Source organism: Opitutia bacterium (genome assembly GCA_016217545.1).
Lineage (GTDB): Bacteria > Verrucomicrobiota > Verrucomicrobiia > Opitutales > Opitutaceae > Didemnitutus.
This window is the reverse complement of sequence record JACRHT010000012.1, coordinates 1,086,614-1,111,423: the sequence shown is the minus strand read 5'-3', so window position 1 is coordinate 1,111,423 and position 24,810 is coordinate 1,086,614. Positions and strand designations below refer to the sequence as shown.

The 24,810-nt window shown below is 67.8% G+C and carries 20 protein-coding genes; 11 read left to right on the top strand and 9 right to left on the bottom strand.

The features are described from left to right. Positions 1–25: 25 nt before the first annotated feature. Positions 26–1,180, bottom strand: a complete 1,155-nt coding sequence (locus HZA32_11705; GenBank protein ID MBI5424739.1) for an alpha/beta hydrolase — start codon at positions 1,178–1,180, stop codon at positions 26–28. A gap of 113 nt (positions 1,181–1,293) precedes the next feature. Between HZA32_11705 and HZA32_11700 the strand changes: the two genes are divergently transcribed. Beyond that, positions 1,294–1,989 carry an rRNA pseudouridine synthase gene (locus HZA32_11700; protein MBI5424738.1) on the top strand — a complete coding sequence of 232 codons (696 nt, stop codon included), beginning with the start codon at positions 1,294–1,296 and terminating at the stop codon, positions 1,987–1,989. Between the two features lie 18 nt (positions 1,990–2,007). Here the strand turns inward: HZA32_11700 and HZA32_11695 are convergent, their stop codons facing one another. Continuing rightward, a complete protein-coding gene (locus tag HZA32_11695; protein MBI5424737.1) occupies positions 2,008–2,766 on the bottom strand; it encodes a TonB family protein in 759 nt (252 codons plus the stop codon). Between the two features lie 280 nt (positions 2,767–3,046). Next, positions 3,047–3,838 carry a TonB family protein gene (locus HZA32_11690; GenBank protein ID MBI5424736.1) on the bottom strand — a complete coding sequence of 264 codons (792 nt, stop codon included), beginning with the start codon at positions 3,836–3,838 and terminating at the stop codon, positions 3,047–3,049. A gap of 304 nt (positions 3,839–4,142) precedes the next feature. Here HZA32_11690 and HZA32_11685 point away from each other — a divergent pair, with 304 nt between their 5' ends. After that, the gene (locus HZA32_11685) at positions 4,143–4,451 is read left to right on the top strand and encodes a YhbY family RNA-binding protein (protein MBI5424735.1); all 309 of its coding nucleotides are present in this window, start codon (positions 4,143–4,145) and stop codon (positions 4,449–4,451) included. Between the two features lie 154 nt (positions 4,452–4,605). Here the strand turns inward: HZA32_11685 and HZA32_11680 are convergent, their stop codons facing one another. Next, positions 4,606–6,369 carry a PQQ-binding-like beta-propeller repeat protein gene (locus HZA32_11680; protein ID MBI5424734.1) on the bottom strand — a complete coding sequence of 588 codons (1,764 nt, stop codon included), beginning with the start codon at positions 6,367–6,369 and terminating at the stop codon, positions 4,606–4,608. Between the two features lie 177 nt (positions 6,370–6,546). Beyond that, positions 6,547–7,302, bottom strand: a complete 756-nt coding sequence (locus HZA32_11675) for a TonB family protein (GenBank protein MBI5424733.1) — start codon at positions 7,300–7,302, stop codon at positions 6,547–6,549. Between the two features lie 215 nt (positions 7,303–7,517). On the opposite strand from HZA32_11675, the gene rsgA reads away from it, so the two are divergent. Together rsgA and HZA32_11665 are read left to right on the top strand one after the other, a co-directional pair. Further along, positions 7,518–8,597, top strand: coding sequence for a ribosome small subunit-dependent GTPase A (rsgA, locus tag HZA32_11670; GenBank protein ID MBI5424732.1), 1,080 nt, complete (start codon positions 7,518–7,520; stop codon positions 8,595–8,597). Between the two features lie 105 nt (positions 8,598–8,702). Continuing rightward, the gene (locus HZA32_11665) at positions 8,703–9,560 is read left to right on the top strand and encodes a DUF4339 domain-containing protein (GenBank protein ID MBI5424731.1); all 858 of its coding nucleotides are present in this window, start codon (positions 8,703–8,705) and stop codon (positions 9,558–9,560) included. A gap of 57 nt (positions 9,561–9,617) precedes the next feature. Here the strand turns inward: HZA32_11665 and HZA32_11660 are convergent, their stop codons facing one another. Together HZA32_11660 and HZA32_11655 are read right to left on the bottom strand one after the other, a co-directional pair. Then, the gene (locus HZA32_11660; protein ID MBI5424730.1) at positions 9,618–10,076 is read right to left on the bottom strand and encodes a DoxX family protein; all 459 of its coding nucleotides are present in this window, start codon (positions 10,074–10,076) and stop codon (positions 9,618–9,620) included. A 27-nt stretch (positions 10,077–10,103) separates the two neighbouring features. Next, positions 10,104–10,646, bottom strand: a complete 543-nt coding sequence (locus HZA32_11655; GenBank protein ID MBI5424729.1) for a GNAT family N-acetyltransferase — start codon at positions 10,644–10,646, stop codon at positions 10,104–10,106. 136 nt (positions 10,647–10,782) lie between these two features. Between HZA32_11655 and mgrA the strand changes: the two genes are divergently transcribed. Next, positions 10,783–11,778, top strand: coding sequence for an L-glyceraldehyde 3-phosphate reductase (mgrA, locus tag HZA32_11650; protein ID MBI5424728.1), 996 nt, complete (start codon positions 10,783–10,785; stop codon positions 11,776–11,778). A gap of 128 nt (positions 11,779–11,906) precedes the next feature. Here the strand turns inward: mgrA and HZA32_11645 are convergent, their stop codons facing one another. After that, complete coding sequence (locus tag HZA32_11645; GenBank protein ID MBI5424727.1) at positions 11,907–12,827, bottom strand: response regulator; 921 nt, start codon at positions 12,825–12,827, stop codon at positions 11,907–11,909. Continuing rightward, the gene (locus HZA32_11640) at positions 12,824–16,537 is read right to left on the bottom strand and encodes a response regulator (GenBank protein ID MBI5424726.1); all 3,714 of its coding nucleotides are present in this window, start codon (positions 16,535–16,537) and stop codon (positions 12,824–12,826) included. Before HZA32_11640 ends, HZA32_11645 begins: the two co-directional genes overlap by 4 nt. 345 nt (positions 16,538–16,882) lie before the next feature. Here HZA32_11640 and HZA32_11635 point away from each other — a divergent pair, with 345 nt between their 5' ends. The 6 genes from HZA32_11635 to HZA32_11610 all read left to right on the top strand — a co-directional run bounded on the left by HZA32_11635 (position 16,883) and on the right by HZA32_11610 (position 24,463). Then, on the top strand, positions 16,883–18,913 hold the full coding sequence (locus HZA32_11635) for a M13 family metallopeptidase (protein ID MBI5424725.1): 2,031 nt from the start codon (positions 16,883–16,885) through the stop codon (positions 18,911–18,913). 522 nt (positions 18,914–19,435) lie between these two features. Beyond that, positions 19,436–20,413, top strand: coding sequence for a D-2-hydroxyacid dehydrogenase (locus HZA32_11630; GenBank protein ID MBI5424724.1), 978 nt, complete (start codon positions 19,436–19,438; stop codon positions 20,411–20,413). A 169-nt stretch (positions 20,414–20,582) separates the two neighbouring features. Continuing rightward, positions 20,583–21,500: a LysR family transcriptional regulator gene (locus tag HZA32_11625; protein MBI5424723.1), complete on the top strand. Its 918-nt coding sequence runs from the start codon at positions 20,583–20,585 to the stop codon at positions 21,498–21,500. A 214-nt stretch (positions 21,501–21,714) separates the two neighbouring features. Further along, on the top strand, positions 21,715–22,617 hold the full coding sequence (locus tag HZA32_11620) for a LysR family transcriptional regulator (protein ID MBI5424722.1): 903 nt from the start codon (positions 21,715–21,717) through the stop codon (positions 22,615–22,617). 10 nt (positions 22,618–22,627) lie between these two features. Next, positions 22,628–23,533 carry a LysR family transcriptional regulator gene (locus tag HZA32_11615; GenBank protein MBI5424721.1) on the top strand — a complete coding sequence of 302 codons (906 nt, stop codon included), beginning with the start codon at positions 22,628–22,630 and terminating at the stop codon, positions 23,531–23,533. Between the two features lie 9 nt (positions 23,534–23,542). Next, positions 23,543–24,463: a LysR family transcriptional regulator gene (locus HZA32_11610; protein MBI5424720.1), complete on the top strand. Its 921-nt coding sequence runs from the start codon at positions 23,543–23,545 to the stop codon at positions 24,461–24,463. The last annotated feature ends 347 nt before the right edge of the window (positions 24,464–24,810 follow it).

Genomic DNA, 24,810 nt, shown 5'->3' with positions numbered 1-24,810 from the left:
GCCAGCCTAAACTCGGCGGCGCCCCTCAGCCGCGCAGCACCGCGCGCAGGAAAAATCCGATCGCGTGATCCGCCAGCTGTCCGCCCGGCCCGTCGGGATTGAAGTCGAAGGCGTGCGTCGCCCACGGCAGCGAGAGAAAATGGTGCCGCACGCCCGCCGCCTGCAACGCGGCGGTCAGCCGCTCGCTGTGCCGATGCCAGACCAGCGTGTCGGGCGCGCCGTGCAGCAACAGCGTGGGCGGCGTCGCGGGGCCGATCATCGCCTGCGCGCTGGCGGTGACGTAGAGCGCCTTGCGCTGCGGCGTATCGGGCGGACCACCGAGATACTGGCGCATGAGGTTCACGGAGTTCAGCGCGTCGTCCTCGCGCGACACGCCCCAGGCAAACTCCATGTCTTGCGGCGCATAGAACGAAACCACGCCGCGGATCGCCGGATCGTGCGCCCCGTAGGCGACCGCGGTCGCGATTTGCCCGCCCGCCGAGCGACCGAGCAGGACGAACCGCGTCGCGTCGACGCCGAGTTCGCGCGCGTGCGCCTTCAACCACGCGATCGCCGCGAGCACATCATCGCGCTGCGCCGGCCAGATGAATCTCGGCGCCAGCCGATACGAAATCGCCGCCACCGCGTAGCCGCGCGCCGCCCAGCGATGATTCCACTCGGGAATCTGGTGCCGATCCCCGCCATCCCAGCCGCCACCGTGGACGACCACGATGCACGGCACACCCTCCGCGCCCGCGCGCGCCGCGCGGTAGAAATCCAGTTTCAGTTCCTCGCCGGCGTGGCGCGCGAAGACGTGCGTTTCCACCGCCACTTCGGGCGGCGCTTGGTGAACGACGAGTCGTGCCACGGAAAAAGCGGGGGACTCATCGCGCGCAGCCCCAAACGCCTCCGTCAGCCGTCGCGGCAAATCGCGCGCGATCCACGCCGCACTCACGATCGGTCGCAACAACGCGAGCGTCGTAAATCCGCACAACACGGCCAACGCCACGCGCAGCGCTCCGCCGGTGGTGACCCACGCGATCGCGCCAAACCCGATCGCCAACGGCAGGAACCAAATCCCGTATTCGCCGACCGCGAGCGCGACCTTCCAAATCCACGACCACTGCGGCGCGTGATAGAGCGTGAACGACGCCGCGTAGGCGCCGGCGACGATCAGCGCCGCGAGCAACATCTGAAACATGCCCCTTGTTACGCGGGAAGCCGGCGGACGGACGACATTATTTCAGCCTCGCCCCGCGCGCGCCGTCTCCTGTCCTCTGTCCTCGGTTCCCAGTCCTCCATCTTTCGCCTCCGATGCTCCGCCGCCTCGACCAACTCCTTGCCAACCTCGGCTACTGCTCGCGCCGCGAGGCGCGCGACTGGATCGACGACGGACGCGTGACCATCGCGGGCCAAACGGCCGACGATCCGGGCGAGAAAACCTCCGCCGCGCTCGTGCAGGTCGACGGCGAGCCGCTCGACCATCCGGACGGTTTGCTCCTGCTCATGCACAAGCCCGTCGGGCTCGTCTGCTCGCACGACATCCGCGAAGGCCCGAGCGTCTACAGCCTGTTGCCCGCCCGTTGGCAGCGGCGCAACCCGCAGGTCACCACCATCGGCCGTCTCGACAAGGACACGAGCGGACTGCTCCTGCTCACCGACCAAAGCGACCTCGTCCACCGGCTCACGTCGCCCAAGCACAAGGCCCCAAAAATCTACCGCGCCACGGTCGACGCCGATTTGCCGCCGGGCCTCGCGGAACTCTTCGCGAGCGGCACGCTCATGCTCCGCGGCGAAACCGCGCCGTGCGCGCCCGCCGAGCTGCGCGTGCTCGGCCCGCGCGAGGCCGAACTGACGCTCACCGAAGGCCGCTATCACCAAGTGCGCCGCATGTTCGCGAGCCAAGGCTGCGAAGTGCTCACGCTGCACCGCGTGCGCTTCGGCCACCTCGAAATCGGCGAGCTCGCGCCGGGCACATGGCGCGAGCTGCCGTTGAACACGTTCGCGTGAGCTCCGCGACGCGCGCGGCTATTCGCGCGCGCCGAGGTCGAACTTCAGCGGCACGGACATCCGCGTCGCCACCTTGCGACCCGACAGAATGCCCGGGCGGAATTTCCACCGCGCGACGCCGGAGAGAGCGGCGGCGTTGAACTCCACGGCGTTGGAGCCGGTCACGCGCGGATCGATCACTCGTCCTTCCGCGTCGACGATGAATTCCACTTCGACGACCACCTGTTCGATGCCGACGAGATGCACGTTCTTCGGAAACGCCGGCATCGGTTGCGCGATCGGCTCGGGCACGCGGTCGAGCTGCGCGAGATTGAAAATGCTGTTCAACCCGCCGAGGCCCGCGCCGCCCCGGCCGCGGAGAACCGGAATCGTCATGGACTTGAAGGCGCCGACGTCGGCGTCGACGCGCGGCCGCAAATCGACCGCCTGCGTGAAATCGCTGAGGGCGACGCTGGAGGGGAGCTCGGCCAGCTGGGGCACCGCGATCGCGGACGCCGGTTGCTCGACGAGTTCGCGCGGAGCCTCCTCGGTTTCCTCCGGTGGGAGCGGCGGCAGCGCGATTTCGATCGTCGGCGCGACCGCCGACACGGCGGGGCGGACCGCGCGCGGCCGATGTTCGGGCACGCCGTAGAACATCGCCGCGTGCAGGCCGAGGGCAGCCAGCGCGCCGATCGCGAGGGTGCCACCGGTCTTCGGCGCCTTGGGATAGCGCCAATCGCCGCGAGCGGAGGAGAGCGGAGCCCGCGCGTCGAGCGCGAGCGGGAAGTGGGCGCGCACGTGACGCGCGGAACGAGGAAGATCGTGAGTTTTCATAGGCATTCGGGATGCACCGGGTTTCCGGCAGCGCACACAGAGGGACGATCGGAACGAAACTCAAGTGGCCTCCCCGGCCGTCACCGAATCTTCGCAAATCGGTTCGCGATTTCCCGGACCGCGCCGGTCTGGACGGCGCGCAATGTGACATTTTCGCGACGCCTGCGTGTCAGGCGGAACCGTCGGCCAAAAAAAACGCGCGCTGGTTTTCCAGCGCGCGTGGGAATTGGTCAGGTTTGGAAACTCAGCCCTGCGGATCGGTCAGCTCGAAGCGGATCGGCACTTCCATCAGCGTCGCGACCTTGCGGCCGCCCTTCATGCCGGGACGGAATTTCCATTTCTTCACGCCGTTGATCGCCGGGGTCTCGAACGCGTGGTCCGTCGCGTCGACGATCTTCGGGTCGCGGACGTTGCCGTCAGCATCGACGATGAAGCTCAGGCGCACGACGCCGCCCTCGAGGCCTTGGTTCTGCGGGAACTGCGGCGCCGGCTGCGCGACGACCTGCGGAACGCGGTCGAGATCAGCCAGCTTGAAAATGTCGCCGCCGGTGCCGAGGCCGCTGCCACCACGGCCATGGTTGACGGGAATCGTCATCGAGCGGAGCGCGTTGGCGTCGACTTCGGTCTTCGGGCGCAGATCGATCGTTTGCGTGAAATCCGTCAGCGAGACGCTGGTGGGCACTTCGGCCAGCTGCGGCACGGCGACGGTCGGTGAAGACTCCTCGGCGAGCTCGGTGGGCTTGTCCTCGGTCTCCTCGGGCACGACGGGCGGCATCTCAAGTTGGATGACCTGCCCGACGGCTTGCGGAGCCGCGGCGCTGCGGCGCGCGGGCTTCGAATTGAAACCGTAGAACATCGCCGCGTGCAGGCTGAGCGCGGCGACGATCGCGACGGCGAAACTCCAGTGCGTCTTCGGCGCGGACGGATAGCGCCAGCTGCCGGCGGGCGCGGGCGTCATCGGCAGCGCCGTGGAGGCGCCGCGCGGAAAATGCGGGCGGGCCGGGCGGGATTGGCGGAGTGTGTTCGTGGTCTTCATGGGAAAGAGGTGCGGAAGTTGTGTTGCTGTTCTTACCCTGCAAGTGGCGCGGAAGTTTCAGAAACTGAGCTTCGCGACGCGTGCAGGTGATGCGTTCCCTTTTGCAACGGCCATGCCAACGCGCCGCGGCGACCGGAAGCGCCCGCGCGCTCAACGAGTTAAATTTCCCGTTCGCCTTTCGGCCACCCGCCGGAATCCGCGCGCACGGGAACGGTCCGTCCCGCGCGTGGGAAAATCGCCACGCGCCAACCGGCACAGTCATTCGGGGCTTTTCATGCGCGACTGTTTCGCCTCTGTTGCGCGCATGTCCCTCCCTGTTCTCACCGGCGCACAAAAGACCCAGCTCCGCGGTCGCGGCCAGACGCTGCCCGATCACGCGTGGCTCGGGCGCGACGGCGTGACGACGGAGTTCCTCGCCGAGCTGCTCCGCCAGCTCGACGCGCGCGAGCTGGTGAAGCTGCGCTTCACCGGCGGGCAGGATCGCCACGAACGCGCCGCGCTGTGCGAAGTGATCGAGCGCGACGCGGCGTGCCTGTGCGTCGGCGCCGTGGGTCACACGGCGCTCCTCTGGCGGCCCGGTCCCGGGGGCTCGAAGCTACTCGTGCTGCCGTAACCGGCGCCGCACGCAGCGCGGCCTCGCCTCCGCGAATTCGGAGTGCGAGGCCGCAATATTGTGGATCTGAGCTGGCGGGCGTATGTCTCCCGCTCGCGTTCAGGACAATGGGTTCGGACGCGTTCGACGCAGACGCGCGGGAAAGGTTCCGCGTTCAGTTGAAGGCATAAGCGACGATCGTGTCGTGGTCCTTGAAATAGTAGACCCGTCCGGTCCGCTCGTCGGCGAGATAGTCGGGGTCCTTCGCGCCCAGCGCGATCTCGCGATCCGTCTCACCGCTGGCGAGATTCACGCCGTAAAGACCGAGGCCGGATTTCGGGAGCTTGGTGACGATGTAGGTGTAACTCTCGGTCGCCTTCGATCCGCCGGCGAGGGCGGCGCGTTTCTCGGTGTAACGGTTGTAGCGATCGAGCGCGGACTGGATGTTGTTCATTCCTTGTTGGCCGCCGCTGTTCAGGATGCCGCCGTTTTGCGCGACCTGCATGTTGCCCTGCGCGGATGCGAGCGCGGTGACGGCGAACATCGCGATCGTCGCGAACGCGTCGCTCGGCGCGGCGTAGTAGAGCGACCACTTCTGCTGTTTCACGAGCGGGTCGAAGCCGAGGAGGTGCTGCTTGCCTTGCACGACGACGTGGCCGTTCTGCCGCGTGATCGCGACCGGCACGTCGAGGCGCGCCTTGCTGGAGGACGCGACCGCCTTGACTGTGCCCATGAGTCCGCCGGTGAGGCCGAGGCCGATCTTGGCGACGTCGCTGCCGCCCATCTTGCGTTTGAACTCGATCGGCACGCGGAAGGTCTCGGTAACAGTGGCGCCCTGCGTGGAGAGGCCGACGAGCTCCTTGCCGTCGGCAAACATCACCGCGTGCGCCTCGGGCAGCACCATGAGGTTGGTCAGGCCGCCCTCGATTTTCTGGTCCTTGTAGATGGGGTTGCCGGTCGCGCCGTCGAGCACGACCACGCCGAGCGGCTCGCGCAGGACGACTTGGTTGCCATCGGAGAAATTACCGCCGAAGCGCGCAAAGATCTTCCCATCGACCACCTCGAGTTGGGACACGATGGCGTTGTCGCGCGCCTTGAACAGGCCGGCGAATTCCGAGATGCGTTCGCTCTTCCAAACCTGCTGGCCGGTGCGGCGATTGATGGCGACCACGCTGCCGCCGCCGGCGCCGTAGATCAAATCGCCCTCGAGGCGGAGCGGCGCGTAGGTCTTTTTCAGGCCCTTGGCACCGGGCGGGAAATCCACGCCCCACTTGATGGCGCCGGTGTTGAGATCGACGCAGTGAATACCGAGGTAGCCGAGATACATCTCGTCACCATCGAACACGGGATCGTGGTAACCGGAGAGATCCATCGTCGGCATGAATTTTCCGCTGCCATCGGCGAGGTGCAGCGGGATGCCTTGGGATTTGCAGAACTTCACCGACCACTTCGCCGCGCCGGTCGCGAGGTCGTGGGCGCGCAGGTAGATGCCGTCGTCCTTCTCGCCCCAGGTTTGGAGGACGAAAATCACGAGGCCCTTGTGCGGCGCGGCGATGGTGTCGAGGTATTGGCCGTTCATCTGCGGCGTTTTCCAAGCGGTCTCGCCGCTGAGGAGGTCGAGCGCCTGCATCGTGACCTTGGAATTGCCAATGCCGGCGAAGTTGTTGGCGACGATCCACGGGGTGCCCGCAATCTCGACGGCGTTGTTGCGCGTGGATTTCGCGATGTCGGCGCGCTTCCAGAGCACCTTGCCGTCCTCGGGACTCACGGAGAGCAACGCGTCCGCGGTGCCGACCAGCAGTGTGCCAGCGGAGGTGAGCTGATACCACTTGGCGTCGGCGCCGAGCGCCTGGGTCCAGAGGGATTTAGCGGCGGTGCCGGCGGAGAGCGGTGCGGCCAACGCAAGCCACAGCGCGAGGAGCGGGGTAAGTTTTTTCATGGAGCGCAATCTGCGCTCCCAACCTAACAGCGGTTCATCCCCCGGCCCATACGCAGAGCTGCGTAGGCGGGAAGAACCCGTGGCACGGCCCCGCGGAGAAATCACGCGCGGGACCGGCCCGGATGCTCGACCGGGCGGCGGGCAAATATCTCCCGCTCACCCGTCAAATCTAGAACCTCACTCGTCGCCGATGGTGAAGTTGATCACCTGGCGCACGCGGGTGTTGACCTTGCGGCCGGCCTTCATGCCGGGGCGGAACTTCCACTTGGAGACACCGACCATCGCCGCTTCGTCGAAGCCGTGGTGCGAGGAGTCGGTCACCATCGGGGCGACGACTTCGCCGTTGGCATCGACGATGAACTCGAGCGTCACCTTTGCCTCGGAGACCTGCTGGCGCAGCGAATACGGGAACGCCGGCGGCGGTTGCGCGATAGGCGTCGGAGCGCGGTCGAGCTGGGAAATTTCGAACACCTTGCCGAGGTTGGCGATCTTCTGGGCGCGGGTGGCGCTCAGCGGAATCTTGGCGACCTTGGCGGCATTGAGGTTCTCCGCGATCTGCGGCTGAACCTGCAGCGGCTGCACGAACTGGTTGACCGAGACCGAGGACGGCACATCAGCTAGTTGCGGCACCGCGATCACCGGAGTCTGGTCGTCGGACGAGTCGCCGAGCTCCTCGACCTTGTCGGGCTCCTCTTCTTTCAAGTCCGGCATGGCGATCTGGACGATCTCCTCCACCGGAGCCGCAGTCTTGACGACCTTGGCTTTGTGATTGAACCCGTAAAGGAACATCACGTGCATGCCGACGGACACGAAGATCGCGAGGATCAGTGTGCCGCGGGGATTGGAGCATCCGTAGTAGCGCCAGGAACCCGCTGCATAGCGCGGGCTGGCCAGCACGGAAGCGGGGAGGCGCCGAGCGGTAGTGGGTTTCATTGCATCCGTCGCCGGGGATAGAGCGTGGATTGTGTCGAGCATGCCCCATGATACGGCCAACCGCGTTTTCAGCCCCTGCATCGCTTGCCCAAGGGTGCGCATGCCTTGAAGGCCCCCGTTACGCCAAATAGCCTAACTCCTTCGGCCAACCCGGCACCCTCACGCCCGAAGTGCGGCGTTGCACCGGCGCGCGCGCGGCGCAATTTCCCAAATCCATGACGCTCGCCGACCTCGGCTGGACCGATGCCCTTGCCACCGCCTTCGCGCCGCACGCCGCGGCCGGGCTGCAGGCCGCGCGCGTCACGCTCCAGCTGAAAGGCTTCTGGGAAGTCACCACGCCCGACACCGCGCGCCTCGCGCAGTGCACCGGCAAGTTCCTCGCCGAGACCGGCGCGATCTCCGACATGCCCGCCGTCGGCGATTGGGTCGCCATCGAGATGCTCCCGGGCGACGACACCCGCGCGCTGATCCACGCCGTGCTGCCGCGCCGCACCAAGTTCTCCCGCAAAGCCGCCGGCTTGCAGGTGATCGAGCAGGTCGTCGCCGCCAACATCGACACCGTCTTCCTCGTCAGCTCGCTCGACGCCAATTTCAACCTCCGCCGCATCGAGCGCTATCTCGCCGCCGCCCGCAGCAGTGGCGCGCAGCCGGTCATCGTCCTCAACAAATCCGACCTCACGCGCGAAGCCGCCGACCGCCGCGCCGAAGTCGCCGCCATTGCCCGCGACACGCCGATCGTCGTCACCAGCGCCCTCAAACGCGGCGGCACCAAGCCGCTGCGCGAGTGGCTCCGCCCGCGCACCACCGTGGCCTTCCTCGGCTCCTCCGGCGTCGGCAAATCCACGCTCATCAACGAGCTCGTCGGCGAGGAACTCCTCGCCACGCAGGAAACCCGCGACATCGACGGCAAGGGTCGGCACACCACCACCCTGCGCGAACTCGTCGTCTCGCCCGACGGCGTGCTCATCATCGACACGCCCGGCATGCGCGAACTCCAGCCCTGGCAGGCCGACGAGGCGGTCGGGGACGTCTTCGCCGACATCCGCGAGCTCACGCTCCGCTGCAAATTCACCGACTGCTCGCACACCACCGAACCCGGCTGCGCCATCTGCGCCGCACTCGCCGACGGCTCGCTCGAACTCTCCCGCTGGCAAAGCTACCAGCGCCTCCAGCGCGAGACCGCCTTCGAAGTCCGTCGCGTCGACCGCCGCGCCTCGCAGAAGCACAAGACGGAGTGGAAAAAGGTCACGAAGCAGCTCCGCCAGCGCGTGCAGGAAAAACGCGGCGAGGACTAACCCGCGCACGCCGTCCGCGCGGCGCCGCCCCCGTTCGTCCCCCGGGTAAACCGCTCACCGTCGCACCGTTGACGCCCCCGCGCCACCCTCTAGCCTCCGCCCACCATGTTCACCATTATTGGCGCCGACGGTAAGGAATACGGGCCGGTCTCGGCCGACAAGCTGCGCGAGTGGATCGCCAGCGGACGCGCAAACGCCCAGACGCAGTGCCGCCGCGACGGCGAAGCCGCGTGGAGCACGCTCGGCTCCCTGCCCGAGTTTGCCGGCGCCTTCGGGGCGACCCCGCCGCCACCTCCGCAACGCGACGCGTGGGGCCAGATGCCCAAGCCCGCCAGCCCCGCGCTGAACCCCGATCCCAAGACCTACGCCGACGCCATCCTCGCGCGCGGCGCGAAACTCGATTTCGGCGCCGCCTTCAGCCGCGGCCTCGACCTGCTCAAGACCGACTACTGGACCTTCGTCGGCGTGACGCTGGTGATGACGATCGTCATCGCCGCCGTCGACTTCATCCCGATTGCCGGCCTGTTGCTCTACGGCCCGCTGGTCGGCGGCCTCGAGTATTACTTCGTCCGCAAGCTCCGCGGCGAACGTCCGGAGTTCGGCGATTGCTTCATGGGCTTCAACACGATGACCGGCGCCCTGCTCCTCGGCAGCCTCGTGAGCATCGTGCTGACGCTGGTCGGCCTCGTCTGCCTCATCCTGCCCGGCCTCTACCTCTACATCGCCTACAAGTTCACCTACCTCCTGATCCTCGACCACAAGCTCGACTTCTGGCCCGCCATGGAAGTCAGCCGCCGGATCATTTCGGCGAACTGGTTCATGTTCTTCTTCCTCGTGCTCGTCGCCGCGATCGCTTCGTCGCTCGGCACCGTCATCCTGCTGATCGGCGTCGTGCTCACCGCGCCGTTCTTCTACGCGGTGCTCGCCTCCGCCTACGAGCAGCTCGTCGGCGCGCCCAAGTAAGCCTCGCGCAACGCCCGGACTTTCACGGCGCCCCTGCGGGCGCCGTTTTTCTTGGCCTCACCTCGCCCCACCCTTGCGAGCGCGAACATGATCCAGCGACCACTTGCCCGGCCCGAACGCGAGCACGAGCAGCGAGACGAGCAAAAAGAGGAACGGCGCCGCGCCCGTGAACTTGTCGGTGTCGCTGAAGATCGCCTGCACCGCCTCGCGATCAGCCGTCAGATACGCCACGATCATCGTGAACGCCAGCGGCACCGCCGCCGGCCGCGCAAACAACCCCAGCGCCAGCAACACGCCACCGAGCATCTCCGTCGACCCGGCCGCGATCGCGTTGAGCTTCGGCGCAGGGAGGTTGAGCGAAGCGAAAAATTCGGTCGTGCGCTCGAGGTGCATCAGCTTGCCCCAGCCCGTCTGCGCGAACGACACGCCCCAGTAAGCGCGGAGCAAGAACAGCAGCGGGGCCTGCAAGTGGGAAGCAAAGCGGTCGAAAGCGTCGAGGAGCGTGCGCGGATTCATGGCTCATGGGAGCCGGACCGCGCCGCCTTATTCCCGGCGCGCCGGGTTTTTCTTCCGATAAAGGATGTGCCGGCGCAACGGATGCCCCTCCGGCAAGCGCGGATGATCGAAGTCGCCCGCGAGGTCGCGCGTGAAACCGAGCCGCTCCATCACGCGCCACGAACGCTCGTTCGCGAGCACGGTGAACGACACGATCTCGCCGAGCTGCAACGTCTCGAAACCGTAGCGCACCGCCTCGCGCGCCGCGGCGGTCGCGAGGCCGCGCCCCCAGAATTTGCGCCGCAAGCGCCAGCCCACTTCCACGCAGGGCGTGAAGTGCGCCGTCCACGCTGGCGGGTTCAACCCCGTCCAACCGGCCAGCTCGCCGTCGACCTCCACCGCCCACAAGCCCCAGCCGCGCGCCGCGATGCCATCGCGCACGCGCGCCAGCGTCGCCGCGGACTCCTCGCGCGTCAGCGCCGCCGGCATGTGCCGCATCAACTCCGGGTCCGCGTTCATCTCGGCGAACGCATCGAGATCGTCGTCACGCCATTGGCGCAGCGTGAACGCGGGCGGCAGGAGCGGATTCATGCCGCGACTTTGAAATCCCGCCGCGCCCGCGCGAGTCGTTTTCTCGGCCTTCCCTCGCGCCGCTTCGCACCGTCCGCATGTCATCGTGCGAAATCCCCGTTGAGCCGCGCGCCGGCTTCGCGCACGTTTCGCGTCGATGTCGTCCTACACCCCTGCCCCGAATCGCTACGAAATCGGCCGCTACGCGCGTTGCGGCCGCTCCGGCCTGAAGCTCCCGCGTCTCTCGCTCGGCCTCTGGCACAACTTCGGCCACGTCGACGCGCTTGAGAACCAGCGCGCGCTGCTGCGGCGCGCCTTCGATCTCGGCTGCACGCATTTCGACCTCGCCAACAACTACGGCCCGCCGCCCGGCAGCGCAGAGGAGAACTTCGGCAAATTGCTCCGCGACGACTTCGCCGCGCACCGCGACGAGATGATCATCTCCACCAAGGCCGGCTACCTGATGTGGCCCGGCCCCTACGGCGAATGGGGCTCGCGCAAATACCTCCTCGCCTCACTCGACCAGAGCCTGCGCCGCATGGGCCTCGACTACGTCGACATTTTTTACTCACACCGGCCCGATCCCGACACGCCGCTCGAGGAAACGATGACCGCGCTCGCCGACGCCGTGCGCAGCGGCCGCGCGCTCTACGCCGGCATTTCCAACTACGACGCCAAGCGCACGCGCGAAGCCGCCGCGATCCTCAAGTCCCTCGGCGTCCCGCTGCTCATCCACCAGCCGGTCTACAACATGTTCAACCGCTGGGTGGAGCCGGAGCTGCTCCCGACGCTCAGCGACGTCGGCGCGGGCTGCATCCCGTTCTCGCCGCTCGCGCAAGGCCTGCTCACCAACCGCTACCTCAACGGCATCCCGGCCGACTCGCGCGCCGGACGCGGCGTGTCGCCGTTCCTGCCGACCGAGCGCATCACGCCGGAAGTGCTCGCGAAAATCCGCGCGCTCAACGACGTCGCCGTCGCTCGCGGCGCGACGCTCGCGCAGCTCGCGGTGCTCTGGCTCTTCCGTCGCCCCGAAATCACCACGGTGCTCATCGGCGCCAGCAAAGTCGCGCAACTCGACGACCTGCACGGCGCGCTCGCCCAGCCGCCGCTCGGCGCGGACGAGCTGGCGAAGATCGAATCGATTCTCGGGTGATGTTCCTGTGCTGTAGCGGCGGTCACAGGACCGCCGCTACAGAAGTGCCTTCGTTACGAGCGGTAGGGCGGGACCGCTGGGCCCGCCGCACTTGACGTCGCCCGCGCGCCCGACGATCGAGCGGCCGCTCAACGCGCCGGACGCAGCACGTCGTTCGCGCGCGCGGCGGCGGCGAGGCGATTTTCCACGCCGAGGCGCTCGAGCAGCTGCTCGACGTGCTTGTCGACCGTGCGAGGGCTCGTGCCGAGGATGACGGCCGTCTCGCCGTTCGTCTTGCCCTGCGCGATCCAGTAAAGCACCTCCGCCTGGCGCGGCGTCAGGCCGAGCGCGACGAGCGCCGCCGGCCCGGGCGGCGCGAATTCCTCCGCGAGATGCACGACCTGCAGCGGCTCGCCGCCGTTGCCACCGCTGAAACGCTGCACGAGCAACGTGCCCGCCGGCCCGACGATGCGATCGCTCGCGCGCAACTCGGCCGGCAAGCGGCCCGCCGGCGGCTGCGGCACGTGCTTGTGCAACAGGTGCGTCGCGGCGAGCGTTTGAAAAACAACACGGCCGTCGGCATCGGCGATGATCACGGCGCGATCGAGCGAATGCGCCAGCTGCGCCTCGGCGTCGAGACGCACGGCCATCTCGGCTTCGAGCTTCGCGTTCTGCCGCTCGAGTTCGCGGCGCGCGGCGCGGAGTTCGAGGTGCGTGCGCACGCGGGCGAGCACTTCGGGCGGATGCACGGGCTTGGAAATGTAGTCGACCGCACCGGCGTCGAGCGCGCGGACCTTTTGCGCCGGTTCGTCGACGGCGGTCATGAAGAGCACCGGGATGTCCGCCCATTCCGCGCGGCGGCGGATTTCCGCGAAGGTCGCGAAGCCGTCGCGTCCGGGCATGATCACATCGAGCAACACGAGGTCGACCGCTTGCTTCCCGAGCAATTCGAGCGCGCGTTCGCCGCTCTCGGCCATGAGCACGCGCAAGCCGGCGCTGCCGAGGGATTCGAGCACGACGCCGACGTTGGCGGGCGTGTCGTCGACGACGAGGACGGTGGGGCTTTTCATGCGAGCGCGGTGCGGAGCAGCGAGCGGACCTGCTCAAGCTGGTAGGAGGCCGCGGCGGTTTCAACCTGCCCGAGCGTCACATCGTTCGCGTGCGAGCGGCGGGCTTCGGCGAGCGCAGCACGCAACGCGGCGATGTCGCCGCTGTCGGCGAGTGCGAGCAGTTGTTCGAGCAACGCGCGCGGCAATGCCGTGGCCGCCGCAACCGCGACCTCGGGCGCAGCGCCGTGCTGCCAGTCGAGCGGCAGCAGGCGCAGCAGCAGCTCGTTCAGCTGCGGCTCGGCGAAGGGCTTGGGCAGAAAATCCGGGCAACCGATCGCCTCCGCTGCGACGCGATCGAAGGTGAGCACCGACGCGGAGGTGAACACGATCGGCATCGCGCGCGAATCGCCGCGCGCGCGCAGGCGGCGCGCGAGTTCGAGCCCGTCGAGCCCGGGCAACTTCACGTCGAGAAACGCGAGATCGCCGCGCAGCTCGCCGGGTCCCGCCGCGAGCATTTCCTCGGCGCTGGCGAACTCGGCCACGCTGAACCCGAGCGGCGTGAGCAGGTCGGTGAGCAGCGAGCGGTTCACGGCATTGTCGTCGACCACGAGGATGCGGCGGCGCGGTCCCGCGTAGCCGGTCAGCGGTTGCGCCGGGCGCGCGGCGGTCTCCGGTGTCGCGACGCCGGGCAGCGCGAGCGTGAAGAAAAACTGGCTGCCGCGACCCGGCTCGCTGTCGAGCTGGAGTTCACCGCCGAGCAGCTGCACGAGGCGCAGCGTGATGGCGAGGCCGAGGCCGGTGCCGGGCTCGGCGGGACGGCCGCTGCGCGCCTGTTCGAACGGTTGAAACAGCCGGGCGCGATCCGCCGGGCCGAGGCCGACGCCGGTGTCGCTCACCGCGAACCGCCAGCGATCCGCACCGTCGCGCGCGACGCGGAGCGTGACGCGGCCCTGCGGCGTGAACTTCACGGCGTTGGAGAGCAGGTTGTCGAGAATCTGGCGGAGCTTCTGCGCGTCGCCACTCACGTGGCTTGGCAGGTCGGACGGCGTCTCGAGCGCGAAGACAAGGCCGCGCCCCTGCGCGGCGGCTTCGTGGGCGACGGCGAGTTCGCGCAGGAGCTGGCCGAAGTGGAACGGCGCGTCGTGCCGCTCGATCTTGCCCGCCTCGATCTTCGAGAAATCGAGCACCTCGTTGATCATGCGGAGCAGGTGCAGGCCGCTCGCGTGGACGATGTTCACGCGTTCGCGCTGGCGCCCGGCGACGGTGCCGTCTTTGAGCAGCACCTGCGCGTAGCCGATGATGCCGTTGAGAGGAGTGCGCAGCTCGTGGCTCATGTGCGCGAGGAACGTGCTCTTGGCGCGGCTGGCGGCCTCGGCCTCGTCGCGCGCGGCGGCGAGTTCGCGCGTGCGTTCCTGCACGATGCGCTCGAGCCGCGCCTGTTCGCGCCGCGACGCGGCGAGTCGCCAGCGCACGAAAGCCGCGATGCCGGCGACGAGCGCGACGAAGTAGAGCGCATAGGCCAGCGGTGTCCGCCACCATGGGGGCAGGAGCGTGAATGCCACACGCGTGATCGGTCCCACCCTGCCCTGGGCGTCGCGCTCCCGGACTTCAAAAACGTATTCCCCGGGGACCAGACCAGTGTAGGTGGTGGTCAGCCGCGCAGTCGGCGTGCTCCACTCCTCGTTCCAGCCGGCGAGCCGGCTTTCGCAACGCACATCGCCGAGACCGGACAGCGGTGCGGCGACTTGGAACGTCAAGGCGCTGCGTGCCCAAGGCAGGCGCAATGCGGCGGACCGATCCGGCAACGGCAGCGGCTGGTCGTCGCGCCGAATGCTGCGCAACAGCGGTGCGTGCGGCGGTGGCGGCGCGGCGAGCCGCGCGAGGTCGAGCCGCATGACGCTGTTGAGGCCGCGAAGCCAGTAAATGCCCGGCGCCGTGGCATCGGCATTCACGTCGTGCGCCGCCAGCGCCCCGAGCGTTAGTCCGATGTCCTCGCGCAGCGGAATCCAGCGCGCCGCGCCATCGGCCTCGAATACGAAACGCCCCATTGCGTTTCGCCCTCCGGGCCGGCGTCCGTTCGGGAAGACAACACCCCAGATCGCCTTTGGTTCGTCGAGCAGCGTGAACAACGCGCCCGCAGGACGCCCGCTTCGATCGAAACGTTGGTCGGGCTCGAAGCGTCCCACGCGCGGATCGTAGACCAGAATGCCGGTCTGAGTCATCGCAGCGAGACCGGCCGGGGTGTTCACCAATGTCCATTCGACGCTCTTTTCCGTCAGCCAGCCAGGGATCGCCGAAAAAGGCGTGACCTCCGCACGCGACCAATCGGGGGCGCCGGTGGCGAGCCGGGGGACCTTGATCCGGTAGCCGTCGCCAGCCGCGGTGCGCGCCCAGACGGATCCGTCGGTGGCCTGCCGGACGATGATCGAGACCTGGCCGTAGCCGGCCGCGTAGCCTTCGAGCTGCCAGTGACCGTTTCGGTAGAGCATACTGCCGACGCCCTTTTGCCCGGCAAAAAGCAGACGGTCGGGATTCTCCGGCGTGGGCTCGAGAAAGATGAGGTTGTCCTCGAGCGGGAGCAGCACCTCGGGTTTTCCGTCGCGCAGCGTCTTCAATCCCCCGGGGCCGCCATGGACCGTGCCACTGGCGTGTTCCACCGGAGCGGAGTTCACGGACTCCAAGGCCGCCGAACGAACGACGTGCGCCGCGTCGAGTTGCTCCGTCGCGCGCGGTTCGATCAGCGCCACGCCACCGAGGCCGCCGATGAAAATGCGCCCATCATAGCGGCACATCGAGCGGATCATCGCGGCATCGACGCCATCCCGCTGATCGAAAACCGTGAAGACCGGCGGCCACTCGAACGTGGCGATGCCGTTGTAGGTGCCGAGCCACACCCGCCCGTCGCGATCCGTGCCAATGCCTTGGATGACATTGCTCGGCAGACCGTCGCGCAGAGTGACTTGCCGAGCTTGGCGGCCGTCGGGAGAAACCAGCACGAGACCGTCGCTGAACGTGCCAACCGCCACCGTGCCGTCCCGCAGTGCCGCCGCCGAGTAGAGTTGCGCCCCGTTCAGAATCGCATCGGCTGGCGTCGACCAACCCACAAGTCGGCCCGCAGGATTGGCGCGGAACAGCCCGCCCGGCTCGACGCCGATGACCGGAGCGCCATCGGCAGCCGGGACGATGAATTGCACGCTCTTGCCTTTGAGTTCGGGCTCGTCGACCACCTTGATCCATTCGTCGCCGCGGAGCTCGAGGATTTCCGTGGTGCCCATGCGCCGGAAAAAAAGCCGTCCTCCGCTCAGACTGATCCGGGCCGTGCGCGTGCCAGGCAGCGGCCAGAAACGATCGACCGTCTGGCCATTCCAGCGGACCACTCCCTTCGTGGTCGAGAGGTGGAGCTTACCCTCGTAAACCGCCAGCTCGGCAAACGGCCCGGCCGGCAGGGCCTCGGGCGGAAGCGCGGCGAGGATCGATTGCAGGCGCAGCGAGCCATCGGGCGCGTGATCGATCCACCCGACGTCGCTCGTGGCCGTGAAATAGACCCGCTCATCCGGGGTTTGCGCAAAGCCGCGAAACGAACCGAGCGCCGAGGGCAGCGCCTGCCAAGTGGATCCGTCGAATTCCGCGATGCCGCCGTAGCACCCGAAATACCGAACGCCGTCGGAGCGCTGGATCATCGTCCAAACCTGCGGGTTGGTCCCGTATTCGTCGGCGGAAAACCGGCGCACGAACAACCGGCCCGCCTCGGAATGAAAGAATCCCGGATCCGTAGCCTCGGCACGCGCCGCTGTGGTCAGAAAGGCCGCGCAACCCAACGCCCACCCGGCGACCAATGTCGCCGCACCCCGCCGGGTGAAAGGAAAGCGAATCGCACGGGTTGGGGACACCATGCCCGCAGAGTGGTCGGTGACCGCGAAGCGGTCAACGCACCGACGCGCAGACAACTACGCATAACTACGCAGGCCCACCGCCCCGCCACCCGCCCTGCGAAAATACGCGTTCGTCGCGCGGTATTCCCCACTGGTCAGTGTGGCATTGCCGGACATCCGGCGGACCCTCAACGTCCGAGCTTCATGAAATCACCCCGTCTCATCCTCGTCGCCCTGGCCGCGACGCTGAGCGCCGCCGCCGCATCCGCCGCCGTCGTGCCGGCCCAAGATCTCAAGTTCTCCGTCGAACACATGGACCGCTCCGTGTCGCCCGGCGTCGACTTCGCCAAATACGCCTGGGGCGGTTGGGGCACCCGCACCGCCATCCCCGCCGACAAGGCCCGCTGGGGCTCCGGCGACATGCTCGGCGAAAACAACTGGGCCCGCGTCCGCAGCATCCTCGAGGAGGCCGCGGAAAAGTCCGGCGCTCCGGGCTCGATTCAGCAAAAGGTCGGCGACTTCTACGCCTCGGCCATGAACACCGACGCGATCAACGCCGCCGGAATCAAGCCGCTCCAGCCCACGCTCGACCAGATCGCTGCGATCAAGTCCGTCGACGACCTCATCGTCGCCGTGGCCGACGCGCAGAACCACATCGGCGGACCGCTCTTCGGCGCGTTCATCTACGCCGACTTCAAGGACAACTCGAAGATCCGGTTCTACCTCGCGCAGGGCGGCCTCAGCCTGCCGACGCGCGACTACTATTTCGACGAGAAGTATGCGAAGTTCCGCGACGAATTCGTCGTGCACATCGCGAAGATGTTCGAACTCGCCGGCGCCACGCCCGAAGCCGCCAAGGCCGACGCCGCCACCGTCTTCGCCCTCGAGAAGGCGCTCGCCGAAGTTTCCAAATCGCAAACCGAGCTGCGCGATCCGCTCGCGAACTACAACATGATGACCCGCGTCGAAGCCGCGGCCGCCATGCCGGGCTTCCCGCTCGAACGCTACATGTCTCTCGCGATGATCCCCGCCAGCGAGCAGCAGATCATCGTCATGCAGCCGAAGTTCTTCGCGACGCTCGGCACGATGCTCGAGCCGCGCCTCGCGGACTGGAAGGTCTACCTGCGCTACCACGCCCTGAAGGATTCCGCGCCGTTCCTCTCCTCGGCATTCGAGGACGAGAGCTTCCGCTTCTTCGGCAAGACGCTCAACGGCACGCCGCAACAGGAACCGCGCTGGCAGCGCGTCGCCAAGCGCATGGACGCCCAGGTCGGCTACGCCATCTCCGAACTCTACGTCGCGAAATATTTCCCGCCCGCCGTGAAGGCCCGCCTCGACGGCATGATCGCGATCATGAAGGACGTCCTCCGCGACCGCATCCAGAAGCTCGATTGGATGGCCGATGCCACCAAGACGAAGGCGCTCGAGAAACTCGCCTCGTATCGCGTCATGGTCGGAGCGCCGCCCAAGTGGCGCGACTACTCCGGCCTCTCGATCGCGCGCGACGACTTCTACGGCAACATCCGCGCCGCGTCCTTCTTTGAAGTGAAGCGCCAGCTCGCGAAGTTCGGCCAGCCGTTCGACCGCGACGAATTCCTCGCCTCGCCGCACCAGGTCAACGCCTACAACCAGCCCTCCGCCAACCAACTCGTGTTCCTCGCCGGCATTCTCCAGCCGCCGTATTTCGACGCGGAGATGGACGACGCCGTCAACTTCGGTGCGATCTGCGCCGTCATCGGCCACGAGATCACGCACGGCTTCGACGACCAGGGCCGCCTCTACGACGCCTCGGGCAATCTGAAGGATTGGTGGACCGAGAAGGACGCCGCCGAATTCAAGGCCCGCTCCGACAAGCTCGTGAACCAATTCGGCGCCTACGAGGCGCTCCCCGGCCTGAAGGTCAACGGCCAGCTCACCCTCGGCGAAAACATCGCCGACCTCGCCGGCGTCTCCATCGCCTACGAGGCGCTCGAGCGCTCGCTCGTCGGCAAGGAGCGCAAACTGATCGACGGCCTCACGCCCGAGCAGCGCTTCTTCCTCTCGTGGGCGCAGGTCTGGAAGACGAAGACCCGCGACGACCGCATGAAGTTCTACCTGCAAGCCGACCCGCACTCGCCCGGCGAATTCCGCTCCTACGGCCCGCTCGTGAACCTCCAGGAATTCTACGACACCTTCGGCATCAAGGAGGGCGACCCGATGTGGATGAAGCCCGAGCTGCGCACCAAGATCTGGTAAGCGCACCCGTCTCCAAAGTTCGTTCCTTTCCGAGCCCGCGACACCGGTCGCGGGCTTTTTCTTTCTGGCCGACAACTTGCCGCCGCCGCTAACCAGAAAGTGCGGGCCGCCCTCTCTCTGTTCATCCCCTGACCCTTCTCATCTGTGCGGCCGTCTTGCTGTGATCTCGTATTCGATCGAGACGACCCGATTCGGACGTCGCGCCCAAGCCAGCCACCCGACACCGGCGGCGACAGCGGGCATCATCACTCCCAATCGGACTCGTGCAGCCATCATTCATCACACGACGCCGGGAGCCACGACTGCGGTCATTGCGATTGCGGCGGCCATCACTGACACACCCTGCGTCCGCAGCGGATGGACGGCGCGAAAACGCAAAGGCGGCACCTGCGAATCGCGGGACGAAGGCCGCGAAATTCGCGACCAAAACCCCACATGGGCTGGATTACCTAGACGCACGCTTCGCGCTTGCCGCTCGTGCGTCGCATCGCCGCAATGCCGCGTTATCTTTCTCCGTTTTTCATGAGTCTCACGGTTTGGGCCAACCACGAGCTCCGTCCTGGTGCACGTGAACTTTTCTACGACAGCCTCGCCCGGCTGGGCTGTCGCGTCATCCAATCGGAAAAATCGTCCCGATCGGTCCTCACTCCCGGCGAGCCCGATCCGACGCTCCTCGACGCCGACGTCGCCTACGGACAGCCGTCGCCGGACGACATCCTGCGCGCGCCGAAATTGCGCTGGGTCGCGCTCTCCACCGCGGGTTACACACGCTACGATCGCGACGATTTCCGCACCGCCATGCGCACCCGCGGCACGATCGTCACGAACGCCTCCAGCGTGTTCGCCAATCCCTGCGCCGAGCACGCGCTGGCGATGATGATGACCTTCACCCGCGAACTGCCGCGCTACATCGCGAACAAGCACGCCGCGCGCGAATGGAACTACACCGAGGGCCGCTACTCCATCGAGACGCTACAGGGCAAAACCGTCGTCATCCTCGGCTACGGCACCATCGGCCAGCGCCTCCACGACCTGCTCACGCCGTTCCGTTGCCGCGTCATCGGCGTCCGCCGCCAGCCACGCGGTGACGAGGGCATCGAAATGGTCCGCGAATCCGAAGTGGGCACCGTGCTCGGCCTCGCCGACCACGTCGTGAACTGCCTGCCCGACACGCCCGGCACGCGACGCTTCTGCGACGCCGTGTTTTTCGCCCAAGTCCGACGCGGCGCCTATTTCTACAACGTCGGTCGCGGCTGCACCGTCGATCAAGTCGCGCTGCAATCCGCGCTGCGCAGCGGCCAGCTGCGCGGGGCGTTCCTCGACGCGCTCGATCCCGAGCCGCTGCCGCCGGAGCACGCGCTCTGGGCGGAGCCGAACTGCCACATCACGCCGCACCTCGCCGGCGGACATCGCGAGCAGGACGAGAGCCTCGTGCGGCATTTCACGGGCAACCTTCAGCGCTTCGTCAGCGGCCTGCCGCTGCTGGATCGCATCCTCTGAGACGGCCGCGCGGCGCCGCCCGCGCCGACGCCGAAACGGCCAGGGTGGCCGAAAGGCGAAGAAAATCGCTGGCCCTCTCGCCCGACGATTTGCTTGTCAATCGCCTGCGGAGAGCGTTTCTCCGCCATGCCGCGCGCCCGCCCCGTGCGCTCCGGCTCCCTCGTCACCGATGGAATTGCGCCACCTCAAGACCTTCCTCGTCGTCGCGGAGACCCTCAACATCTCCGCCGCCGCGCGGCGTCTCCATGTGAGCCAGCCCGCGCTGAGCCGGCACATCCATCTGCTGGAGCATCAGGTCGGTCACCCGCTGTTCGTGCGCCATCGCTCCGGCCTGCGACTCACAGCCACCGGCATGACGTTGCGCGACTACGGGCTGAAAGCCGTCGACGCCGCCGAAACCGCGCTCCAACACGCGCGAGGCGCCGGCTCGAAGGAGGGCACCGTCGTGCGCTTCGGCTACTACGGCATCAGCGTGTGGGAAAACATCCTCGCCCCGGCGATCGAGGAGTTTGGCCGGCTCCATCCGGCGGTGACCTTGAACATGGTGGAGGAATCCTCCGTGCACCTCGCGGCGGATTTGCAGGCCGGACAACTCGACGTGGCGCTCCTCGGCGAAGGCGACTACCGCGCCCTGCCCGGCGTGGTCACGGAAATCGCGTGCACCATTCCCTCCCTCGCCGTCGTCGCGCCGGAGCATCCGCTCGCGAGCCGGCGCGCAGTCTCGCTCGCCGATTTGCGCGACGAGGAGATCATCGGCTTCAAGCATCAGGATGCGCCGGGTAAATACCGGCCCTTCCTCGAGGCGTGCCGCGCGGAGGGCATCACGCCGCGCGTGTCGCACGTCGCGTCGATCTTCCCGGAGCTGTGCGTCGCGGTGCGCAAGCGGCGTGGCGTGGCGATCCTCAGCGCGTTCGTGCGCGCCGTATCGCATCCCGGCGTCGTCTTCCTGCCCTTGAAGCCGCCCGGTGTGCCGGTGTCCCTCTACACGGCGCACGCGGCGCGCGCCTCGGCGGCGGCGCGCGATCTCGTGCGCATCCTCGCCGGCCACGCCCAACAGGCCGCGCGCGACACGTTCCGCGCGAAGTAAGTCGGCCGGCGCGAAGGCCGAGCCATGCCCTAGACGCGCGGGCGATAACGAACCGGCATGGACTCCCCAACGACATGGTATTAGCGCCCGCCGCCCCCCTTTGGTAACGTGGGGCCCATCGCCCCCATGATTGCTCCGTCCGTCCAACCGCCCCCGCCCTCCTCATCGTCCCCGGCAATCGCACCGCACCTCTGAACGACCGCTTCGTCGCGCCGTGGAGCTGCGTCACCTCAAAACTTTCCTCGCCGCCGCCGAGACCCTGAGCATCTCAGCCGCTTCGCGACAGCTGCGCGTGACCCAACCGGCGCTCAGCCGCCAGATCCAGGATCTCGAGGCCGAGGTCGGCCAGCCGCTCTTCGTGCGCCATCCCGGTGGACTCAAGCTCACACCCGCCGGCGTCGAGCTGCGGGATCGCGGTGCCCGGGTCATCGCCGCCCACGACGACGCGTTGCGCGCCGTGCGCGCCGACCCGCCAGCCGCCGCGCACCTGCGGCTGGCCTACTCGCCCACGCTCCACATGTGGACCCGCTTCATGGCGCCCGCCGTCACTCGACTACAGGCGCGCGAGACCGGACTCACCTCGACCGTGCAGGAACTCGTCCCCGGCAAGATCATCGCCGGATTGCGCGCCGGCGACATCGACGTCGGGATGTTCGTGGCCGGCACCCACCCGAACATCGTCGGCGTCACTTGCGAACTGGCGGTTCATCTCCCGGTCTCCGCCGTCGTGGCGGTGGACCATCCGCTGGCGAAAAGACGGCAACTCGAGATCGAGGACTTTCGCGATCAAGAAGTGATCGGCTTCTCCGAGGAGTCGTTTCCAGGGCGAGACCTGTCCTTTCGACAGCGCTGTCGCGAGGCCGGCTTCGAGCCGCGCATCCATCGCGTCGGCGACAGCCTCCTCGACGCTCTCGTCATTGGCCGCCAGCGCGGCGCTTTGGGCATCGCGGCCAGCCTGGGCTTGAAGAGCTTCATCCCCGGAGTGGTGTTCGTGCCGATCCGGCCCCCCAGCGTCACATTCCCGTTGTTCGTCGCTTCGACCGACGCGATCGCGGCGGCCGGCAAACTGCGCGAGCAGATCGTCGCCGAGGCGGCGCGGGTTGCAAGAGCCCCCTGAAGTCCGTCCCATGGAGCTGCGTCACCTCAAAACTTTCCTCGCTGCCGCCGAGACCCTGAGCATCTCCGCCGCCTCGCGACAGCTGCGCGTGACGCAACCGGCGCTCAGCCGCCAGATCCAGGATCTCGAGGCCGAGATCGGCCAGCCGCTCTTCGTGCGCCATCCCAAGGGCCTGCGCCTCACCGCGGCCGGCGAGGAATTGCGCGCGCGCGGCGCGAAGATCGTCGTGGCGCTCGACGAGACGCTGCGCGCCGTCCGCGGCGATGAGAAAAGCGGCCCGCCGCTGCTGCGCGTCGGCTACTACGCGACGATGGACACGTGGGCCAAGATCCTCGCTCCCGCCATGGACAAGCTGGCGCGCCGCGTGCCAGGGTTGAGCTACGCCGTCACCGACCGCAGCTGCGGCGAACTGCTCGGCGATTTGCGCGAGGGCCGGATCGACGTCGCCCTGCTCGGGCCGGGCGAGTATCCGCGCCTTTCCGGCATCGCGATCAGCGTCGCCAGCAGCTTCCCCGCCGCCGTGCTCGCACCGATCAACCACCGCCTCGCGAAAAAACGGCAGCTCGCCCTCGAGGAGTTGCGCGACGAGGAGATCGTGACGCTCACCGAGGACTCGGCGCCGGGACGCGACCGCGCATTCGTCGACGCGTGCCGCGCCGCCGGTTTCGTGCCGAAGCTCCTGCCCATCGGCCGCAACATCCCCGAGGCGATCACCGCCGGCATCCAACGACAGGCGCTGGGCATCGCCGGCAATTTCGCGATGACCGCGCCGCACCCCGGCGTCGTCTTCATCAAGCTCAAGCCTCCGGGCGTCCGGCTCGAACTGCACGTCGCGCACGCCGAGACGGTCCCGCATGCCCAGCCGCTCGCCGAACTCATCGCCGCCGAGGCGTGCCGCGTCATCGAGCGGCTCTGAATCTTTCACGTGGAACTACGACACCTCCGCACCTTCCTCGTCGCCGCCGAGACGTTGAGCATCTCCGCCGCCGCGCGCCGCCTGAACGTCACGCAGCCAGCGCTCAGCCGCCAAATCCGCGAACTCGAGCGCGAGGTGGGCCATTCGCTCTTCGTGCGCCATCCCGCCGGACTCCGCCTCACCGCGACCGGCCGGGCCCTGCGCGAGCGCGGCGCGCCCGCGCTCGCGAAGATGGAGGCCGCGCTCAGCTTCGCCCAAGGCGAGGCGGTGCGGGAACCCGCCGTGCTGCGCGTCGGCTACTACGGCACGATGGTGATCTGGAGCCGCGTGCTCGCCCCCGCGCTGGAGAAACGCACGCGGCGCCAGCCGGAAACCACCTACGCCGTGCAGGAATTGACCAACGCGCAGATGATCGTCGCGCTGCGCGACGGCGCGCTCGACGTGGCGGTGCTCGGCCCCGGCGACCTGCCGAACGCGCCCGGCGTGACCATCGAGACGGCCTGCGAGTTTCCCGTCTCCGTGCTCGTGGCCCTCGACCATCCGCTGGCCAAGAAACGCCAGCTCTCGCTCGATGAGCTGCGCGACCAGGAAATCATCAGCCTCTCGCCCGAGAGCGCGCCCGGTCGCGATCGCGCGCTGATCGCGGCGTGTCGCGCGGCGGATTTCACCCCGCGGATTTTTTCCGCCGGCGCCACGTTTCAGGAAGCTCTTCTGCTGGGCGCCCAGCGCGGCGCGGTCGGCCTCGCCGGCACGTTCGGCGCCGGCATCCGCAGCAACCTTTTCCCCGGCCTGGCTTGCATACCGCTGAAGCCGCCCGGCGTCCTGCTCCCGCTCCACGTCGCGCACGTGGCGCACATGGAGTCCGCGCGATTGCTCGCCGAGACCATCGGCACCGAGGCACGTCGGGCCGCGACGGCTCCGCGCGAATAATCCGGACATGCTCACGCTCCGCGCGTTCGCCGCGTGACGATGAGTCCGCGACGACTCCGCGCGGGACAACGGAGCCATATTTGCACGGAGCTTGGCGTCGTCGCCGCATTTTCAAACTCCCGAGCGACGACCCGCGATTTTCCGCGGCGAGGCGCGCGCCAACGCAGCGCACCGGCGACCGATGCTATCCGCGCATAGGGGATCTAAGGACACGGCATTAGCCACCGCGCGGCGTTGTTGCTAATCTCCTGCACGAACCGGGCGCGACAGAGGACTACGGCCCACGTGTCTACTGTCGCGCATCGTGGCGCTGCACCGCGCCGCGACCGGTTCGCCTCTTTTACCCA

Bases quoted from the DNA above. Each gene is read 5' to 3' on its own strand.
- HZA32_11675 (MBI5424733.1), bottom strand. From the start codon at position 7,302: ATGAAACCCACTACCGCTCGGCGCCTCCCCGCTTCCGTGCTGGCCAGC.
- HZA32_11655 (MBI5424729.1), bottom strand. From the start codon at position 10,646: ATGAATCCGCTCCTGCCGCCCGCGTTCACGCTGCGCCAATGGCGTGAC.
- HZA32_11630 (MBI5424724.1), top strand. From the start codon at position 19,436: ATGAGTCTCACGGTTTGGGCCAACCACGAGCTCCGTCCTGGTGCACGT.
- mgrA (MBI5424728.1), top strand. From the start codon at position 10,783: ATGTCGTCCTACACCCCTGCCCCGAATCGCTACGAAATCGGCCGCTAC.
- HZA32_11705 (MBI5424739.1), bottom strand. From the start codon at position 1,180: ATGTTTCAGATGTTGCTCGCGGCGCTGATCGTCGCCGGCGCCTACGCG.
- HZA32_11690 (MBI5424736.1), bottom strand. From the start codon at position 3,838: ATGAAGACCACGAACACACTCCGCCAATCCCGCCCGGCCCGCCCGCAT.
- HZA32_11635 (MBI5424725.1), top strand. From the start codon at position 16,883: ATGAAATCACCCCGTCTCATCCTCGTCGCCCTGGCCGCGACGCTGAGC.
- HZA32_11680 (MBI5424734.1), bottom strand. From the start codon at position 6,369: ATGAAAAAACTTACCCCGCTCCTCGCGCTGTGGCTTGCGTTGGCCGCA.
- HZA32_11665 (MBI5424731.1), top strand. From the start codon at position 8,703: ATGTTCACCATTATTGGCGCCGACGGTAAGGAATACGGGCCGGTCTCG.
- HZA32_11625 (MBI5424723.1), top strand. From the start codon at position 20,583: ATGGAATTGCGCCACCTCAAGACCTTCCTCGTCGTCGCGGAGACCCTC.
- HZA32_11700 (MBI5424738.1), top strand. From the start codon at position 1,294: ATGCTCCGCCGCCTCGACCAACTCCTTGCCAACCTCGGCTACTGCTCG.
- HZA32_11685 (MBI5424735.1), top strand. From the start codon at position 4,143: ATGTCCCTCCCTGTTCTCACCGGCGCACAAAAGACCCAGCTCCGCGGT.
- rsgA (MBI5424732.1), top strand. From the start codon at position 7,518: ATGACGCTCGCCGACCTCGGCTGGACCGATGCCCTTGCCACCGCCTTC.
- HZA32_11615 (MBI5424721.1), top strand. From the start codon at position 22,628: ATGGAGCTGCGTCACCTCAAAACTTTCCTCGCTGCCGCCGAGACCCTG.
- HZA32_11645 (MBI5424727.1), bottom strand. From the start codon at position 12,827: ATGAAAAGCCCCACCGTCCTCGTCGTCGACGACACGCCCGCCAACGTC.
- HZA32_11660 (MBI5424730.1), bottom strand. From the start codon at position 10,076: ATGAATCCGCGCACGCTCCTCGACGCTTTCGACCGCTTTGCTTCCCAC.